This window comes from Bacillus sp. EKM420B, assembly GCF_011065565.1.
Classification (GTDB): Bacteria; Bacillota; Bacilli; order Bacillales; family Bacillaceae; genus Bacillus; species Bacillus velezensis.
In genome coordinates, this window is the sequence record NZ_JAAMNX010000001.1 from 568,106 (window position 1) to 587,815 (window position 19,710).

At 42.9% G+C, this 19,710-nt stretch carries 5 protein-coding genes; all 5 read left to right on the forward strand.

All coding sequences use genetic code 11. The features are described 5' to 3' along the window. Positions 1 to 9: 9 nt before the first annotated feature. The 5 genes from G9F48_RS02930 to pdhA all read left to right on the forward strand — a co-directional run bounded on the left by G9F48_RS02930 (position 10) and on the right by pdhA (position 19,707). On the forward strand, positions 10 to 5,712 hold the full coding sequence (locus tag G9F48_RS02930) for a type I polyketide synthase (protein WP_165409005.1): 5,703 nt from the start codon (positions 10 to 12) through the stop codon (positions 5,710 to 5,712). Further along, positions 5,712 to 13,094, forward strand: a complete 7,383-nt coding sequence (locus tag G9F48_RS02935) for an SDR family NAD(P)-dependent oxidoreductase (protein WP_165409006.1) — start codon at positions 5,712 to 5,714, stop codon at positions 13,092 to 13,094. Before G9F48_RS02930 ends, G9F48_RS02935 begins: the two co-directional genes overlap by 1 nt. Before the next feature lie 50 nt (positions 13,095 to 13,144). Next, positions 13,145 to 16,996 (forward strand): alpha/beta fold hydrolase, encoded by a 3,852-nt coding sequence (locus tag G9F48_RS02940; protein WP_165409007.1) that lies wholly within the window; start codon positions 13,145 to 13,147, stop codon positions 16,994 to 16,996. Positions 16,997 to 17,028: 32 nt separating this feature from the next. Beyond that, positions 17,029 to 18,120 carry a serine hydrolase domain-containing protein gene (locus G9F48_RS02945; protein WP_165409008.1) on the forward strand — a complete coding sequence of 364 codons (1,092 nt, stop codon included), beginning with the start codon at positions 17,029 to 17,031 and terminating at the stop codon, positions 18,118 to 18,120. A 471-nt stretch (positions 18,121 to 18,591) separates the two neighbouring features. Continuing rightward, complete coding sequence (pdhA, locus tag G9F48_RS02950; protein WP_007611171.1) at positions 18,592 to 19,707, forward strand: pyruvate dehydrogenase (acetyl-transferring) E1 component subunit alpha; 1,116 nt, start codon at positions 18,592 to 18,594, stop codon at positions 19,705 to 19,707. The last annotated feature ends 3 nt before the right edge of the window (positions 19,708 to 19,710 follow it).

Sequence of the window (19,710 nt, forward strand, 5' to 3'; positions counted from 1 at the left end):
ATGAGACAGGTGGCCAGTAATCAAAACTATCAGTTCACATTAACAATTAAACATACGGACTATATTGTCAGGGATCACCGGGTGCATGGCACCCGGATTATACCCGGTGTCACATTTTTAGATATGATATACCGTATGGCGCTGAGCAAAGGTTTGCCTATTGAAGATCTCGAGTGTCGGAATATTTTGTATTTGGAACCTGTAGCAACATCGGATACCTTTGACAGAGAAATCCGCATCCGTTTTCAGGGATTGGAACAGGGATGGGAAATTCAAGCGAAGAGCAGAAAGGTAAAAGATGACCGCATTCTGGATGAAAGCTGGGATGAGAATATGAACTGCAGGCTCATGCAGAAATTCCCGGAAAGCATGAGTTCAATTCATATCGATGAAATCAAACATGCCTCCGTCCGTGAAGCCGATATGGAGATATGTTATGACTATTTAAAAAAGGTTGATATAGCGCATTTTGAATTTATGAAGAGTCTGGGGAAGGTTTATGCGTCTGATCATTCTGTACTTGCAGAGTTGTCGCTCAGCCAAATTGCCAAACAATATACCGGCTATTTTCAATTGCATCCCACTTTTCTTGATGCGTCTACCATCATATCGATCCTTTATCAGGCATGTCCCGAATATTTTACACAAGGATCTCCGGCAAGCCGGATGAAAACGTATATTCCCATTCATATTGAATCTTTCCGTATGACGAAGCGCCTGGAAGACAGGTGTTATGTGTACATAGAGAAGCAAGACCAACATCATGATTCAGGGGATGTCATCCAAGTCAGTTACGGTTTGTACGATGCACACGGGGAGATGATCGCTTATTTTACGCGGCTGTCTGTGAAACATATTCGCTCAAAAGATTTAATTGAAAACCTGAAGCAGACTCGTTTGGAAACTGAAGCGGCTTCTCGGCCAAAAGACAGCCTGATCAGAAAAGATTCAATCATAGATCGAAGCGAAAGCATTGAGACACACCTTAAAGAATTAATATCCGGGGTTTCAAATCTAGATCTGCGTGACATAAGGACAGACATTGGTTTTTATGAACAAGGCCTGGATTCCGCTTCTTTGCTTGCCATTGTCAAAGAACTTGAAAACAAAACAGGGGAACAGCTGTATCCTACACTCCTGTTTGAGCAGAAAACGATCCGGGAACTCGCCGCGTATATTAAAGAAAATAAAAAAATGTCCAGTTATTTCTTAACGCAAAATCAACCGGCTGAACTGCCTGACATGAAAGAAAGTAAGAACGAAAATCTTTCCGCTCTTATAACAGAAGGAGACATTCAGCAGCTGATCGCAGACATCAAAGGGACTGCCCCTGAAACACTCTCTGTGGTAAAAGGTTTTTATGAACAAGGCCTGGATTCCGTCACACTTATGCAAGCCGTAAAAGCATTGGAGGAGAAAACAGGCAGGGAACTGTATCCTACTTTATTGTTTGAGTATCCGACGATTCAAAAACTTGCAAATTATTTTGCAGAGAGCGGCGAAAAGACTTCCGTTGACAAAGACCTCCCTCTTCATCATGGAGAGAATCATACGGCTCTGACCTATTTAACGCCGTATTGGAGACAAAAGGCTGCCGCTTGGGACCCGCATTGCGGAAATAAAAAGAAAAGAACATGTCTGCTGTTTCAATATGACAGAGAGCTTTTTCATTTTATGCGGGAAAATGAATTCGAAAATACACAGATCATTCTCGTTTTATCAGGGAATCGTTTCTCCTATCACGGAGACGGTGTTTATGAGATAGACCACAGGGAGGAAGCTCACTTTGACAGGCTTGCAGCTGATCTGAAAAAAAGGGGGCAAATGCCCGACACTGTGGTGTACGGGTGGCCGGAAGGATCATTTGCCGGCCCGGAAAAAATAAGTGAACAGCTTTCTAAAGGGGCTTACCCGCTATTCTTTTTCAGCCGGGCATTGATGCGCAGCAAGGCGGAAAAAAAGGTTGTATCGCTTTTCCTTTATCCGGCGGATCATAAAAATGATCAGCCGCTTTACGCTTCAGTCCATGGCGCAGGGCAGTCTATTTTGCTTGAGAACCCGAAACTGGTCCTTAAGACAATCGGGATATCAGTTTCAGACAAGTCATTGTTGCCGGCTCTTACAGCTGAAATCATCAGATGCGAATCAACTGAAGCGCATCCGGGAGAAACCGATCTTTATTATGAAGGAAATGTGCGCTGGGTCCGTGCCTTACGGGAAGCAGAACCGGCTCAAAACTCAAGTTTCTCCTTTAAAGAAAACGGAGTATACATGATTACAGGAGGGGCCGGCGGCTTAGGCCTTATATTTGCAGAACATATCGCAGCCCAAACGAAAGCCAATATTATTTTAGCGGGCCGTTCTGAACTGACGGAAGACAAAAAGAACAAAATCAGCCGAATGAAAGCAGGCGGTTCTTCGGTTCAATATATAAGAGGAGATTTTTCAGATAGCCGCGATGCAGAGCGAATCATAAAAACCATTAAAAGGAAATTCGGAGAAATCAACGGTGTGATACACAGTGCCGGTGTGACGCACGACGCTTTATTGATTCAAAAATCAAAAGATGAAATTCAGGAAGTGATCGCTCCGAAAATAAATGGGACGGTCTTATTGGACAGCTTGCTGCAAACCGAACCTTTGGACTTTTTTGTGATGTTTTCATCAAGCAGCTCGATGTACGGGAATATCGGACAGACGGATTACGCATTGGCCAATAGGTTCATCGATCTTTTCGCTGAGTGGCGTGAAGGAATGAGGCGGAAAAAAGAACGCTCCGGCGTCTCAGTAGCCATCGGCTGGCCCCTATGGGAAGACGGCGGCATGAAAGTGGATAAACAAACTGAAAAATGGATGAAACAAAAAATCGGTATGGTTCCCCTTAGTAAAACCAATGGGATCAAAGCTTTTCAAGATTCACTCTCTCTGAACGCATCACAGCTGATCGTGTTTGAAGGCGACAAAGAAAAATTGGAATCTGCACTTCAAGATACCTTCATGGAGGATGAAAGCCGTGAGATCCAAATAAATGAAACAGCTGATACAAGGCATCAAGACATTGCCATTATCGGATTAAGCGGAAAGTATCCCATGGCTGAAGACTTATCTGAATTTTGGGATAATTTAAAGAGCGGAAAAGATTGTATTACAGAAATCCCGCCTGACCGCTGGAATATGGATGATTTCTTCAGCGAAGACAGAGATATGAAAGGGAAGTCTTACAGCAAGTGGGGAGGTTTTATCAGCGGAGCCGATCAATTTGATCCGCTTTTCTTTCATATTTCCCCAAGGGAAGCAGAACTTATGGATCCCCAGGAAAGGCTCTTTTTAGAAACGGCCAAAAATTGTTTTGAAGACTCAGGGTACCCGAGAAACATGCTGGAAAAGATGAAAGTCGGTGTATTTGTCGGTGCCATGTGGGGCCAATATCAACTATTTGAAGGAGAAGAAAACGGAGTGGCTTTCTCGCCGGCTTCCGTCTATTCTTCAATTGCCAATCGGGTGTCTTATTATTTTCATTTAAAAGGTCCGAGTTTGGCTCTGGATACAATGTGCTCTTCATCACTTACCTCTATTCATTACGCATGCCAAAGCATACATTGCGGAGAGAGCGATATGGCATTAGCCGGCGGAGTGAATTTGTCAATACATCCGAATAAATATAAGTTCCTCAGCATGGGACAGTTTCTATCAAGTGACGGCAGATGCCGGAGTTTTGGAAAAGACGGAAGCGGTTACGTTCCCGGTGAGGGAGTCGGAGCCGTATTGTTAAAACCATTGAAAAAAGCAATAGAAGATCAAGATCAAATATACGGTGTGATTAAGGGAAGCGCCGTTAACCATGGAGGAAAGACGAGCGGGTATTCCATACCGAATCCGGATGCGCAGGCGGAGGTCATTTCAGAAGCGCTTCGTAAAGCTGACATTGATCCGAACACCGTCAATTATATTGAAGCGCATGGAACAGGGACGTCATTAGGCGATCCGATTGAAATTCAAGGACTGAAAGATTCCTATCAATTGAACCATCCTTGCGCCATCGGTTCGGTGAAATCAAATATCGGACATTTAGAATCTGCGGCAGGAATCGCTGCGGTAACGAAAGTGCTTCTCCAAATGAAGAATAAGCAGCTTGTTCCCTCTCTGCATTCCGATATTGTTAATCCGTTTATAGATTTTGATCAGGTTCCTTTTCAAGTGCAGCGGAAAGCGGCTGAATGGAATATTCCGCAAAACAGCCATGCTGTTCATCCTTTGAGAGCCGGGGTAAGCGCTTTTGGGGCAGGAGGAACAAACGCGCATCTTATATTGGAAGCGTATGAACCGCCAAAAGCTTTTGATCATCAAAGCGGCCGAGTGATCTTTGTTTTATCGGCTCAAGACAAACAACGGCTGATAAAATATGCGAAGGTTATGGCTGATTTTCTATCAGAAAATGAATCGAAGGATAACAATCATAAACTGCGTCTTCAGGATATTGCCTACACACTTCAAACGGGACGCGATCATATGGAAGAACGGCTGGCGATAGTGGCAGATTCCGGGCAGGTCGTTGCTGAAGAGCTTTCAGCTTATATCAGGGGTGAAAAAAGCAGCTTGAGCTATACCGGTAATACATTCGAATCAGAAGTTCACAATGAAATGCCTCACGTTTGTTCAGATTACGCCGAAGCAGCATCCAAATGGGTAAACGGTAGAAAGATAGATTGGGAGACTTTTGAGGTGAATCGGAATGCCCGCAGGGTTTCTATTCCGGGACAACCGCTGATCAAACAGCGGTATTGGATAGCGGAAAAAGGGGAAGCACTTGTTCCAGCGGATGTGAGTAAGCCGGGTCACCCTTTCTTGGGGAGTAACACGTCCGATTTTAATCAGTTCAGTTTCACGAAAAAAATCAGCCGTAATCATCCGTTCGCACTAAGTCTGTCTGAAGGAAACGTGTCCTTTTTCCCTTATGCATCTTTGGCTGAAATGGCTATCGTCAATGCAACGGAGGCATTTGGACAACCAGTTCATACATTAACTGATTTATTGTGGACCGAAAGCATGAACGGAATGACTGATATACGGGAACTGATGATTACGCTGACGCCTGAGCGCGACTTTGCGCGATTTGACATATATGCAAACACAAAAAGTGAGAATAAAGTACGTCTTGCCAGGGGAAATGCGCATATTGTTAAGCCTGAAAGCGGTATGCTTCCTGAAGCGCTTGATATTGCTGAAGTCAAATCAGAAATGACTGAACATCCGGCTGAAGCGCCTTTTGTCATTGAATCAGCGAAAAACAGTGACGGAATGCTGTCGCTTCATTCAATGCCGGATGAGCTTTATGCAAAAAGAGAAAATTTTACGATTTCACCTGAAGCGCTTGAGTCCGCGATTCAAGCCAGTGCGTTTTTTGTCAGCGGAGAAACCTTCCCGGAATTGATCGGAATGGGAGCGGCGGATGTCTATCAGCCTCTCGCTCAAAATTTTTATGTCTATACTCAAAAAGAGAACCGGCAGAACAGCCGTGATGTAACGTGTCATATGACATTTACAGATGGAAACGGAAGCATTCTGGCGGAGTGCAGAGATGTGAGATTCAGATATGGTCATGAAAAAGACACTGTTCGGACGGACGATGAACTCATTCGTCTCCTGCGTCAATTAGAAACCAATGATATTGATCAGAAGGCTGTATTGAAACAATTAATGGGGGAAGAATGATGAACGGAAAACGTGAACAAATCAGCGATATTCTTGATCTGATTCAAACAGGACAAATGTCGGCTGACGAAGGCTATGCCCGTGTGACATCCATTCAGAATCAAAAATCACGGGCATCGAACCATCCGCTTTTATATTACAAGCCGGAATGGACAGAATCGTTCATTCCGAGTAAGAAGAGCGTGTCCTTGACGGGATTGCTCCTGATTTTTGCAGAAAATGAACGGCAAATACAAGAATTGAGCGGTTTGTTTAAGGACTGCACTCTCTTGTTTGTCATCCGCGGAAAAGAATTTGCTGTTTTACATGATGATACGATTTGTATGAACCACGTGAAAAAAGACGATTATCTAAAGCTGTTCCGATACATTCATGATCATTATCAGCCGCCCGAAAAGATTCTTCACTTGTGGTCTGATTCTCAGGCTGACATGAGTAAGGGAGGTATACAGAAACAATTGGAAAACGGATTGTTTTCTCTTCTGTATATTACACAGGCGCTGATTGAACTGAAATGGAAAAAGATACTAAAACTGACGCATGTTTTTCAAACTGAGAATAAAGAACAACTGCCGCTGCATCATGCTCTCGGCGGATTGGTGAAAACCGTTCACCAGGAACACCCCAATTTTCACTACCAGATTATCAATATCACGCAATCAGAGGGTGCGGGAGCCGCTCTTCCAGCAATAGCTGATATATATCAGAGAGAGTGTGACGAAAAACGGGATAGCCATTTAGAAGTGCGCTATGAAAACGGCAGACGTTTTACGAAAAGCTATAATAAAGCCGGCTCATTCGATTTAACCCAGCCGCTGAAACATCATGGGAATTATCTGATTACAGGAGGTCTGGGCGGTCTCGGTTATATACTGGCAAAACATCTGTCGGAAAAATGGAAAGCGAATCTCATATTGACAGGGCGCTCTGATTTAACTGAAGAGCAGAAAAAAAAGATCGAATATTTAAGAAGTTCAGGTTCAACAGTTGAATATATCCGATCTGATGTTTCAAAACAAAGTGATGCTGAACGGATGTTTGCTTTTGCAAAAGAGCAGTTCGGCATCTTACATGGAGTATTTCACAGTGCCGGCGTACTCCGTGACTCTTTTATCTTAAGAAAGACAAAAGAAGAAATCGATCAAGTCACAGGTTCGAAAGTTTATGGCACGCTCTGGCTGGCGGAAGAAATCAAAAAAATGAAAGTTGAATTACTTGTCTTGTTTTCATCCACATCGGCAGTCTTCGGCTCAGCCGGCCAATGTGACTATGCTTTCGCCAATGCCTTTTTGGATCAGTATGCAGCAGTTATGACCGCAAAAGAGTCTGCCGAAAGGGTAGTGTCAGTCAATTGGCCGCTATGGACTTCCGGAGGGATGAATATTGACGATGAAGGAATATCCTACATGAAACAGGAACTCGGCCTTGACCCGTTAGATGACAGTGACGGAATACAGGCTCTGGAGAACAGCTTGTGTCAATCATCTGAACAGCTGATTGCCCTGAAAGGCCGAAAAGAAAAGATTGAGGATGTGCTGAAGCGTGCCGGCACAATCAGCTTACATTCAGACCAGCAGGAAGATGCCGATTTACAAAGCGATGAATTAAGACAAAATATCATCAGTTATCTAAAAAATATAATGTCAGAGGAATTGAAATTACAGGCCTCACTCATAGATGAAAAACAATACCTGGAGAAATACGGCATTGATTCAGTGATGATCATGCGTCTGACCAAAAAGCTGGAGCAAAGTATCGGCAGATTGTCGAAAACATTATTTTTTGAATATCATTCAATATCGCAGTTAGCCGAATATTTCCTGAGTCATCACAGTGAACGAATGATGAAACTGCTGAACTCGGCCGGCAGATCTGAACTTGTTTCATATCAAAAAAAGCAAAAAAGAAAACCAGTGGAAACAAAAGCGCCGGCACGCTCTGAAGGAGAAGATTCAAAAGAGCACATTGCGGCCGATCCCCTTTCTGCTGATATAGCCATTATCGGTGTCAGCGGCAGATATCCGGGTGCGGAAAACATCAGAGAGTTCCAGAATGTGCTGATGAATGGACGGGATTGCGTAAGCGAAATTCCTGATGACCGGAAGGAAATGCTCGAGGGAAGCTGCTATAAGTGGGGAGGTTTTCTGAAAAATCCAGACCGGTTTGATCCTTTATTTTTCCGGATATCACCGAAAGAAGCGGCTTTTCTTGATCCTCAGGAACGTCTCTTTTTAGAGACAGTATACAATACCATAGAGGATGCGGGTTATAAACCTTCTGATCTGACCCGCAAAAAGGTCGGAGTATTTGCAGGCGTCACATATGGAAGCTATCAATTTTTCGGTGTTGAAGAATCACTTAAAGGAAATGAACTGGCCGTCGGGTCTCCATTTTCTGCAATAGCAAACAGAATATCGTATTTCTTTAATTTTAAGGGGCCGAGTATGGCGGTGGATACAATGTGTTCATCCTCTCTTAACGCCATTCACTTAGCCTGTGAAAGTATACGAAGAGGAGAGAGCACACTTGCTGTTGCGGGCGGGGTCAATCTTACACTTCATCCGAATAAATATACATTATTAAATCAAAGCCGCTTCTTTGCAAGTGATGGCCGATGCCGTACATTCGGCGAGGGCGGTGACGGTTATGTACCGGGAGAAGGAGTGGGCTCCGTACTTTTAAAGCCGGCGGCGGAAGCGGTAAGGGACGGAGATCATATTTATGCGCTGATTAAAGCGACAGCGGTCAATCACGGAGGGAGAACAAACGGTTTTACGGTTCCTAATCCGAATGGTCAGTCTGAACTGATACAGGACGCGCTTCAGAAAGCTTGTATTGACCCCCGTACAATTAGTTATATTGAAGCTCACGGAACGGGAACTTCTCTGGGAGACCCGATTGAGATCACCGGATTAACAAAAGCGTTTCGGGAATTTACGGAGCACACTCAATATTGTTCAATCGGTTCTGTCAAATCAAATATCGGTCATCTTGAGGCCGCAGCGGGAATTGCCGGTTTGACAAAGGTTCTTTTGCAAATGAAATTGAAAAAACTGTTTCCTTCCATACATGCGGAGACGTTGAATCCAAATATTGATTTTAAAGCATCTCCCTTTTATGTACAGCGGTCATTGCAAGACTGGAAGAAACCGAAACTGCAGGAAAACGGAAAAACAGTAACTGTTCCGAGAAGAGCGGGAATCAGCTCATTCGGAGCCGGGGGAACGAATGTTCATATTATTATAGAAGAATATGAAGAAACAAACGTCTCAACAGAACATGTTGAGAACGAACCGCATATTGTCCTGTTATCTGCCAAAGACAACGAACGTCTTCTTGAGTATGCCGAAAACATGAAAGATTTTATTCAGCGTTCACTAAGTCCTGAAGTAAAGGATAAACAGCCTGATATGAAAGAAAAGGTGAATGAAGTACTCAAACCGTTTATTTCGGAATTGCTTCATATCCATCCGGAAGAAATTAATATTTCTGATCACCTGAGTGAATTTGGTGTAGGGCCTTTGGAATTAAGCCGGATGGCGGATTTTATTAACGAAATGTTTCATATTGAACTCACGATGTATGAATTAACGGATTGCCCCTCTATTCAAGCGGTTACTGAATACTTACTGAAGGAATATGCCGGAGCGATAAGAGACATGTTCCCGAATGAAGTGATGGAAGGCGGCCAATCGGAAAGCGTCGTTTTACGGGATCTGGCATACACTACACAATCGGGCAGAGAAGCGATGGAGGCCAGAGCGGCGATTACCGGTACCTCTCTGAAAGAAATGAAAGATAAATTATCTGAGTTTTGCCGCGGTGACAAGCAAGTTCCAGGCGTATATGTTAATCAGCAATCAGATGCATTTGCTGAAAAAATGAAGGCGTTAACAGAAGGCAGAGCAGGTGAATTGTTTGTAAAGACCATTATTGAGAACGGTGAAGCGGAAAAGCTGGCTCAATTATGGGTTTGGGGGGCGGATATCGACTGGAAATCCGTTCATCAACATTTACAGCAGCCGGGTAAACGGATCTCAATTCCGACTTATCCGTTTGCGAAAGAACGTTATTGGGTTCCGTTCAGGACTGAGAGGACAGAGATCCCTCAGCATTCTTTTCAACATCACTTGCAAAAAAAATGGAGGGAGAATCCGTTTGTAAATCCTTCCGAAACAAAAGAGTACGGACTGACAGTTGTATTTGTGAATCAAGACACAGAATCAATTGCCCGCACCATTTGTTCAGATATAGATCAGGAGAATCTGATTGTCATAAAACATCACTCTTCATTTATAAAACACTCTGATCAAATGTTTGAGTGTTCTTTATTAGATGAAAACCACGCATACGACGTTATCTGTGAGATCTTCTCGGGCGGTGAGCGGCAGGTCGAAAATATATTTGATTTCTCAGATATCGGAAACCAGAGTGACAATCAGAACGGCATCCCATATGGTAAATTCTTATTTATACAAGAAATAATTAAGCGGAGTAAAAAGGAAACACCATTATCCATTTTACAACTAACCAATGGCTTGCAGGTATTTAAAGCGGAAAAACCAAAACTGACGGGTGCAGAATCAGCGGCTTTTCTGAAAGCCCTTTCTGCGGAATACGGCTTTGTTCATGTGAAAACAATAGATATAGACAGCATGAAAGAAACGCATGAGCTGAAACAAATCTTTGAGAATGAAAGGGCGCAATGTACCGGAGAGAATGAAGTATGCTACCGCAGCGGCGTCAGATATGTTCCGTATTTTGAAGAAGAAAGAATCCATACCGGCGGCGGGCCTGTTTCATTTCCTGCGGATAAAGCCATCGTCATTACCGGCGGAACAGGGGGCATTGGCAGAGCAATAGCTGAAGATTTGGTGAAACGGGGAGTGAAAAAACTCGTGCTGACGGGTACGCGTCCATTACCTTTGCGAAGTGAATGGGATCATTTGCTGAAAGAGGGCAGACAGGACGAAAAGACAGTCAGCAATATAAAACTGTTTCAAAGTTTTGAAGAGAAAGGTGTCGACTATCTGTATTACAGCGGTTCTCTCACAAATGAAGAGAAGCTTCGTTCATTCTTTCACCAAGTAAGCCTTGAATTTAAAGATATTAGCGGTGTCATACACTGTGCCGGACTGCATAGCGGCGGAAATCCGGCCTTTATTCATAAAAGAATGAGTGAATTTAAGACGGTGTACGGGCCGAAAGTCACTGGACTTCAGAATTTAGAGCGGATTTTTAATAATAGGCCGCTGGATTTCTTTATTCTGTTTTCATCAATTGCAGCACAGTCACCCAAACTGTCGAAAGGAATGACTGATTACGCGTCTGCAAATGCATATATGGACTATTTCGCGGATTATCATTTTCAAAAGGGGAGAACGTATTTTACGTCCATCAATTGGCCGAGCTGGAAAGAAGTCGGAATGGGTACTGTGACGAGTCCTTTATATGATGAATTGGGATTGGACTCTCTATCCACGCGGGAAGGACTGGCGATTTTGTATCATGCACTGGAGAAAAAATCGGCCAATATCATTCCTATCGTGAAAAAAGGAACAGTGTTTCATGCAGACAGTCTCCTGAACATCAATAAAACCGGCAAGACTTCATTTCCGGTCCGAAGACAGGAGACTCCCGGCACTTTTGATCGTTCAGAAGGGCTTGTCAGTGAACTTTCTGCCGTATTTGCCGAGGAATTGAGCATCCCCCTTGAAAAGCTTAACCCAAATACGGATTTTCAGGAATACGGTGTGGATTCTATACTTCTTGTCAGCATTATACATCGTATAGAAGCAATGATTCAGAAAAAAATCGACCCTACTGTGCTTCTTGAACACAACACGATTCATGGTCTTGCGGAATATATCGGTAAGACGGCACCGCCGTTGAAAAAACAAATCGAACAGACTGATTCTCAAAGCAGCAATCAGCATGATATACAGTCTTGTACGAGCCGAAATACAAAACCGCAGACGGCTTCCTCTGCAAAGATAGCTGTTATCGGAATCGGATGTAAGTTTCCGGGCGCGGCTGATAAAGAGGAATTTTGGGACAATCTGAGAAAAGGGAAGAACCATATTAAAGAAGTACCTGATTCCCGGTGGAATATAGAAGAAAATTACTCTCCGGTGCAGCAAAAGGGAAAAAGCATCAGCAAATGGGGAGGATTTATCAATGGAATCGGCAGTTTCGATCCGGAGTATTTCCGTATGGAAGAGGAGAAAGCCATCCAAACGGATCCGCTGATAAGACATTTCTTAGAAACGAGTGTACAGACTGTACGGGATGCCGGTTATGAAGAAACAGAATTATCGGGAAAAAAAGTCGGCGTATTTGTCGGTTCCAGAATGGCCGGCTACGGTCACAAACTGCCGAAAGAAAGCAGCAGCCACATCGTCGGGCTTAGTCAAAACTTTATTGCTTCACATGTGTCGCATTTCTTTAATTTTCACGGTCCAAGCATGGTTTCTGATACCGCTTGTTCTTCTTCATTAGTCAGCATTCATTTAGCCTGCCAAAGCATAAAAAACGGTGATTCAGAAATGGCGCTGGCAGGAGGGGCGGATCTGCTTTTGGATGAAATTCCTTACCTGATGTTAACAGAAGGAGGAGCTCTTTCGCCGGACGGTCAGTGTTTTACTTTTGATGAAAGGGCAAACGGCTTTGTACCCGGAGAGGGTTTTGGCGCTGTTCTGTTAAAACCGCTGGAGAAAGCAAAAGCTGACGGAGATCGGATATACGGTATCATTGAAGCATCAGCTATTAATAACGACGGTGCGACAATGGGAATTACGACTCCGAATCCTAAGCTTCAAGAGCAGGTTATTCAAGATGCATTTGAAAAAGCCGATATCACTCCCGGATCAGTCAGCTACGTCGAAACTCACGGCACAGGCACGATGATTGGAGATCCGATTGAGCTTCAGGCTCTGACAAAAGTATTCCGAAGAGACACAAACAAAACGCAATTTTGCGGAGTAGGAAGTGTAAAAACCAATATCGGACACTTATTAAGCGCTGCCGGAGCGGCAAGTTTCATTAAAGTGATTTTATCAATATGGCATAAGGAAATTCCGCCTACATTGAATTGTGAAACGCCAAATCCCCGCTTTGAATTTGAAAAGTCGCCTTTTTATCCGAATACAGAACTGAGAAGCTGGAAGGATGGAAAACGGAGGGCGGGCATCAGCGCTTTCGGTTTCGGCGGAACAAACGCCCACCTTTTGGTAAGCGGCCTGGATGATTCATATCATTCCGTCAGAACTCCGCTGCCGCCTGCCGAGTTTGTCAGAAAAGAGTACTGGCCGGATTCAAATCGGAAAAAACAAATCAAACAGAATAAAAAACGGCTTCTTGAAATTATTGATGAAACAGAGTAGCACCTGCTCTGTTTCTTTACTTTGTAAAAGAAGAAAGGTTGTCGAGTTGCATGAGGTTCAGCGTATTAGTCAAACATGACGATTATATTGTTTCAGACCATGTCCTTCATCAAGTGCGTACGATACCCGGCGTAACGTATCTGGATTTAATAACACGATTTTTAGCTGAGAAAGGGATATCACCCCGAAGTTTTGAAATCAAACATGTTTTATTCCGTGAACCTGTTGCGACGTCAGTCCATTTTGATAAAAAAGTCACCTTCCAGTTTACGGAACAAGAAAACGGCTGGCTTGTTGAAACAACAAGCAGGAAATGGGTCGCTGAAAAGGCGGAAGGTGAAGCGTCAGTCAACTTGCAGGCGGAAATCATAAGAAAAAATGCGATAAACGAAAAGACAATTTCAATCGAAGCATTAAAGAAAGGGGCCGTCCGGACTTCGGATGCTGAAGCCGCCTATCGTAATTTGCGCAGGGGCGGCCTGATTCATAAAGATTTTATGAAATTGGAAGGTACGGTATATGAAGGTGAAAATTATATTCTGGGAGAGGTCAGTTTAAGCGGACTTTCAAAAGAATATACAAATGACTTTTACATGCATCCCGCATTTTTGGATGGGTCTCTCAGCCTGTTGGGAATCCTTACATCAGACTTGCCGGATGAAGGAACAAATGCGTTTATCCCTATATATATTGAGACATTCCGGGCACTGCATAAAACAACCGGATCTTGTTTTGTGTATATTAATAAAAACAGTATAACGCAGCCGCCTTCTAAAGACATTTTATATGCGGACATAGAAGTATACAGGCCTGATGGAGAGCTTGCTTTTTATTATGAACGATTCGGTGTGAAAAGAGTCAGAAATGAAAAATCAATACAAAGGCTGGAGCATTCCCATAAAGCAAAAGAGGTCGGCAGCGTAACGAACAATAAAGAAATGATCAGAAATAATTTGATCCAAGAGATAGCAGGCATGATTGAAAAGCCTGCTGAAACGGTGAAGAATGATATTTCCTTTTACGAGATGGGCTTGGATTCTAAACAGTTATTAGACTTATCCAAAAAATTAGAACTGATGTTAGATACAAAGCTGTACCCGACTTTATTATTTGATTACTCCACAATCGGTGAATTGACAGAATTTCTGCAGGAGAAATACGGAGCTCGCGTTACAGACTCTATCTCTGATACAGTTCAGCACCAAGACAGTCAAAAAACATTGACAGATGAGCTGTCATCCATTATTGGAGATGTGACAAACACGCCGCCAAATAAAGCGGACAAACATCAATCTTTTTACGAACTGGGTCTTGACTCAAAACAGCTGCTGCATATATCGAAAATGCTAGAGGAAAGATTGGATACACAATTGTATCCGACATTGCTTTTTGATTATAACAATATTCATGATTTAGCAGCTTATTTAGAAGAAAAATATGATGTGCGCAATACACCGGCTGCAGCTTTTAAAGAAAAAACGCAAACGAAAGAGCCGTCTGAAAAGCCGGTGCTTGAATCTTTATATTTACAAAAAGAATGGATAGAATCGCCATTAAAGTCCGGAGAAGTGCCTAAGGAAAATACATTGCTTTTCGATTTCAGCAGTTCATTGAGTGATGAAATCCGAAAGTACATCGGCAGTGAAAATGTTATTTATGCGGAAGCCGCCGCTGAATATGAAATGGTAAATGAAAAGCATTATAAATTTAATCCGGAGCAGTCTGCTCATTACACCAGACTGTTAGATGATATGAAAAAGTCCGGAGCGTTTCCGGCGTCAATCATTCATTACCTGTCAAAAAAAGCTTATACTGAGGCAGCGTTAGATTTGACTCACAGCTTTTATTCAATCCTTTATTTAAGCAAAGCGTTGATCCGTCAAAAAATAAAAGATAACATCAACATTTTGTACGTACATGACAAGGATCAATATACAAATCCGGTTTACGCCGCGATTGGAGGCTTTTTTAAAACGCTGAATGCGGAGCAGCCGAATATAAAGTGTAAAACGGTTGAGATTTCTTCAAGACAGACCATTGAAAAAGCACCTTTGCTTCTCAATGAATTAAGTGCCGGACATCATGAGGCTGTGAAATATGACGGCGATCAAAAAAGGCGGGTGACAGCATACAAAGATGCTTCGCTGCAACCAGGGCAAAAGGCCGCAAAGTTTGTAAAAAACGGAGTGTATCTCATCATCGGAGGGTTCAGCGGCATCGGCTGGATTATTTCAGCGTTTCTTTATGCAAATCACGGAGCCAGCGTTATCATTGCCGGACGATCGAAAATGACAGCAGAAATGAAAGAAAAATTAGACAGCATCCGATATGACGGGGCAAGCATTTCTTACATCCAGGCTGACATGTCAGATAAACAGCAGGTCATCAAGTTAGCGGAAAAAATTCATGCTGATTATTCCGAAATCAACGGGGTCATTTACAGTGCAGGCGTGTTGAAAGACTCTTTCATTATGAATAAAACAGACGCGGAAGCTCAGGCGGTGCTGCAATCAAAGGTCAATGGTGTGATTCATTTGGATGAAGCGCTCAGAAATATGCCTTTAGACTTTTTTGTTTTGTTTTCTTCCATCTCATCAGAAATCGGAAGTCTGGGTCAAGCCGATTACGCCTACGCCAATCGTTTTCTGGAGCATTTTGCCGAGTGGAGGGAATGTATGAGAAAGGAGGGGGGGAGATCAGGAAAAACCATCGCTGTAAATTGGCCTTTCTGGAAGGACGGAGGCATGTCAGTTGATCCCGGCATTCAAGACATTATGAAAACCGAGTACGGACTTCACCCATTAGAAAATACTGCCGGAATCAAAGCTTTTGAACACTCGCTTCTCGGCCAAGGCCACCAGCTGATCGTGTTATACGGAGAAAAAGAAAAAATACAAAATGATTTCAAGCCGTTATCCGCCCGTTCAGCACCGCCTCTAGTAAGAGATTCAGCGATTGCAGCCGATTTTGATGCTTCGTCAATCGTTACGGAAGAAGCTGAAAGTCCATTCCGAATACTCGGCACAGCTTCCAATCGTCATCTCGACGATTATTTGCATTATTGGAGCAGACTGAAGAAAGGAGCCCTTCAGCACGATCAAAGCGATGCCGCAAAAAAACTCATCGCTTTTTACCAGACAGAAGAAACGGAAACGGTTCATTTTCTGGCAAACACAGAAAATGCCCGGCATATGGAAATATTGATGAGCGGTAAGGGGGAAACAATTTTACTGATTTGCGGTTTTGCTACCACTGCTTACATGTGGAAAGAACAAATGAAGGAGTGGACAGACCAATTTAATGTAATTGTCATCCACACACCGGGTTACGGGCTGAGTGAGGGGAGCGCCGATTTTACATTGAGCGGGCTGGCTCAGACTTTTATCGAAGTGCTGAACGAGATAGGGGTTGCTTGGCCGATCCACATTGCGGCAGCTTCTTGGGGAGGCATGATAGGGCAGAGGATAGCCTATGAATACCCTGAAAAAGTAAAAACACTCATTCTTTCCGGGAGTTACACCGAATACGAAGAAGACCCTGAAAGCAGTGTCGAGGAAAAACTGAAAAATGATTTTATAGCTATAGGAAAATCGCATGAATATGAAAGTTTATACAGGAATCAATTCTTAAATGCTTCTATTGAACGTTTTATGAAGATACATCAACAAGAAGGCTATTCTACGATCGGCTTTTTAAAAGACATTCATACAAGAACGCTTATCCTTACGGGTGAGAAGGAAAGCGTAGTTGATCAGAAAGAAACAAAAAGGCTGCAGAAACTGCTGAGCAATGCAGAATTAAAGAAAATTAAGGGAGCGGGGCATCTTCCGAACATCACACATCCGGAAGAATTTAATAAAGCGGTGTCAGAATTCATCAAGAAATCAGTAAGTAAGGGATGAAAACGATACATACAGTACAGGGGGAGAAAACAATGAAACAAACAATAAGCAATCCGGCATTTGATATGAAACAAATTAACGCTCTTAACAGCCATTATCAGACGATGATAGACAATGGAGATCTGCAATGTGCGAGTTATATGATGTCAAGAGGAGGCGAGGTTTTTGCAGCTGAGTCGTTAGGGGAATTTACCGGCGGACAAAAAGAAAAGCAAACATTTCAGCTTGATACAATCAGAGAAATCGGTTCTTTGACAAAAGTGTTTACCGCTGTAGCTGTCATGCAGCTCGTCGAAAAAGGTCTGCTCGATCTGAAAATGCCGGTCAAGCTCATTTTGCCTGCGTTTGATAAACCGGGTTTCGGAGAAATTAAGATTTTACACCTTTTGACTCATACGGCGGGATTAAGTTTTGAGCTGGATATTCAAAAGGCTGAAGCGATTGACTTAACGAATGAGGAAGAATGGATAAACTATCTGGTCAGTACGCCTTTAGAGTACGGAGTGGATGAAGCATGGAACTATTCCAGAACCGGCTTTGTCATACTTGGCATCATTATTTCAAAAGTAACAGGCGTATCCTACGAACAGTATGTAACAAAGCATATTATTGAAGCGCTCGGATTAGAAAGAACGTTTTTTTATGTGCCTGATGCTTTAAAAGAAGAAGTTTGTGTGATCAATGAGCACGAGTGCGTACAGCTGGAAAAAAGTCATCACCCGCATTTTCCGAATAAAGCGACAAGCGGTCTGTACTCTTCGTTGGAAGATATTTGGAAGTTAGCTGAAATGTTTAGAAATAAAGGCAGATTGAAAGATAAGAAGCTGCTTGGCAGAAAAACAGTCGAGGCCATGCTGAGAAATCAAATAAAGCCCGGTCTTCCTTTTTACTTCTTCGGAGCGCCCAGAGAGGAGGGCGGCTTTGGTTTAGGCATTAATTTGTGGCCGGCCGGTGACCATTATTTCATGACAGAAGGCACCTTCTCACATCTTGGAATGGGTTGGTGCGGCATGTTTTCTGATCCAGCCGAAGATTTTACGTATGTATTTTTCACTCCGATTTCCGAGTTTCATCCTCATGCCGTGCTGACGCCGCTGAATATCGTGTGGGCGGGTATTGAATAATTAGACAAAAGCATCGTCCCGTCTGTCCGGCAGGCGGGACGATTGCTAACTGCCCGTTTTTATCCCGTTGCATCTTCTCAAAGCCCGCCCTCGAAGTTAAATAACTTAATTTACTCTTTGTAATTTTTTTAAATTATAGTACAGTAGAGCCTTTTTATAATACAGTTTAAAGTCTTTTATAGTACAGTTTGGCGCAGTATGATCTTAAGTTTTATAAGCGGTTTCAAAATAAGGTTATAAATAATTGACGGCTTTGTTTAATTACTGTAAACTATGGTTGTTGATCATATTGTACTAATAAAAAATCTTTTTTTATTAGTACAGTTTAAACGTCATTATCTTTGCTTAAGCGCTATGTGAATTTCTGAATGATTAATTTTAGAATTGCAGAGCATGATAAGACTGTTTTTAATACGGATGGCTAAACGGTATCCTAACCCTGTTAAATCAAAAGAAGAGGTGGTTTAAAAAATGGCTGCAAAGACAAAAACTTCAATTGTTGATAGCAAAAAACAATTTGATGCTATTCATAAGCAGTTTGAAACGTTCCAAATTTTAAATGCTGAAGGAGAAGTCGTAAATAAAGACGCAATGCCTGATCTTTCAGATGATCAGTTAAAAGAATTAATGAGAAGAATGGTGTATATCCGCATTTTAGACCAGCGTTCAATTTCTCTTTCCCGTCAAGGACGTTTAGGTTTCTATGCACCGACAGCGGGCCAGGAAGCTTCTCAAATTGCATCACACTTCGCGCTTGAACAGGACGACTTTATCCTTCCGGGTTATCGTGACGTTCCTCAGCTGATTTGGCACGGGCTTCCTTTACATCAGGCATTCCTTTTCTCAAGAGGCCATTTTAAAGGTAATCAGATGCCTGAGGGAGTAAATGCTTTATCACCTCAAATTATTATCGGTGCTCAAATTATTCAAACCGCAGGTGTAGCTTTAGGTCTTAAAAAGCGCGGTAAAAAAGCGGTTGCTATTACTTACACTGGTGACGGCGGAGCTTCTCAAGGTGACTTCTATGAAGGAATGAACTTTGCCGGAGCTTTTAAAGCGCCAGCGATCTTCGTTGTTCAGAATAACCGCTATGCGATTTCAACTCCTGTAGAAAAGCAATCATCCGCACAGACAATTGCCCAAAAAGCAGTTGCCGTCGGTATTACAGGTGTTCAAGTAGACGGAATGGACGCACTAGCCGTTTACGCTGCAACTGCAGAAGCACGCCAGCGCGCAATTAACGGTGAAGGTCCGACTCTGATTGAAACTCTTACATTCCGTTACGGACCTCATACAATGTCCGGTGACGATCCGACTAAATACCGTACGAAAGAAATAGAAAATGAATGGGAGCAAAAAGACCCGCTCGTACGTTTCCGCAAGTTCTTGGAAAACAAAGGACTATGGTCTGAAGAAGAAGAGAACAAAGTGATTGAACAGGCCAAAGAAGAAATCAAACAAGCTATCAAAAAGGCTGACGGCGAATCAAAACCGAAAGTAACAGAGCTGATTGAGAATATGTTTGAAGAGCCGACGTTCAACTTGAAAGAACAACTTGAAATTTACAAAGCGAAGGAGTCGAAGTAAGCC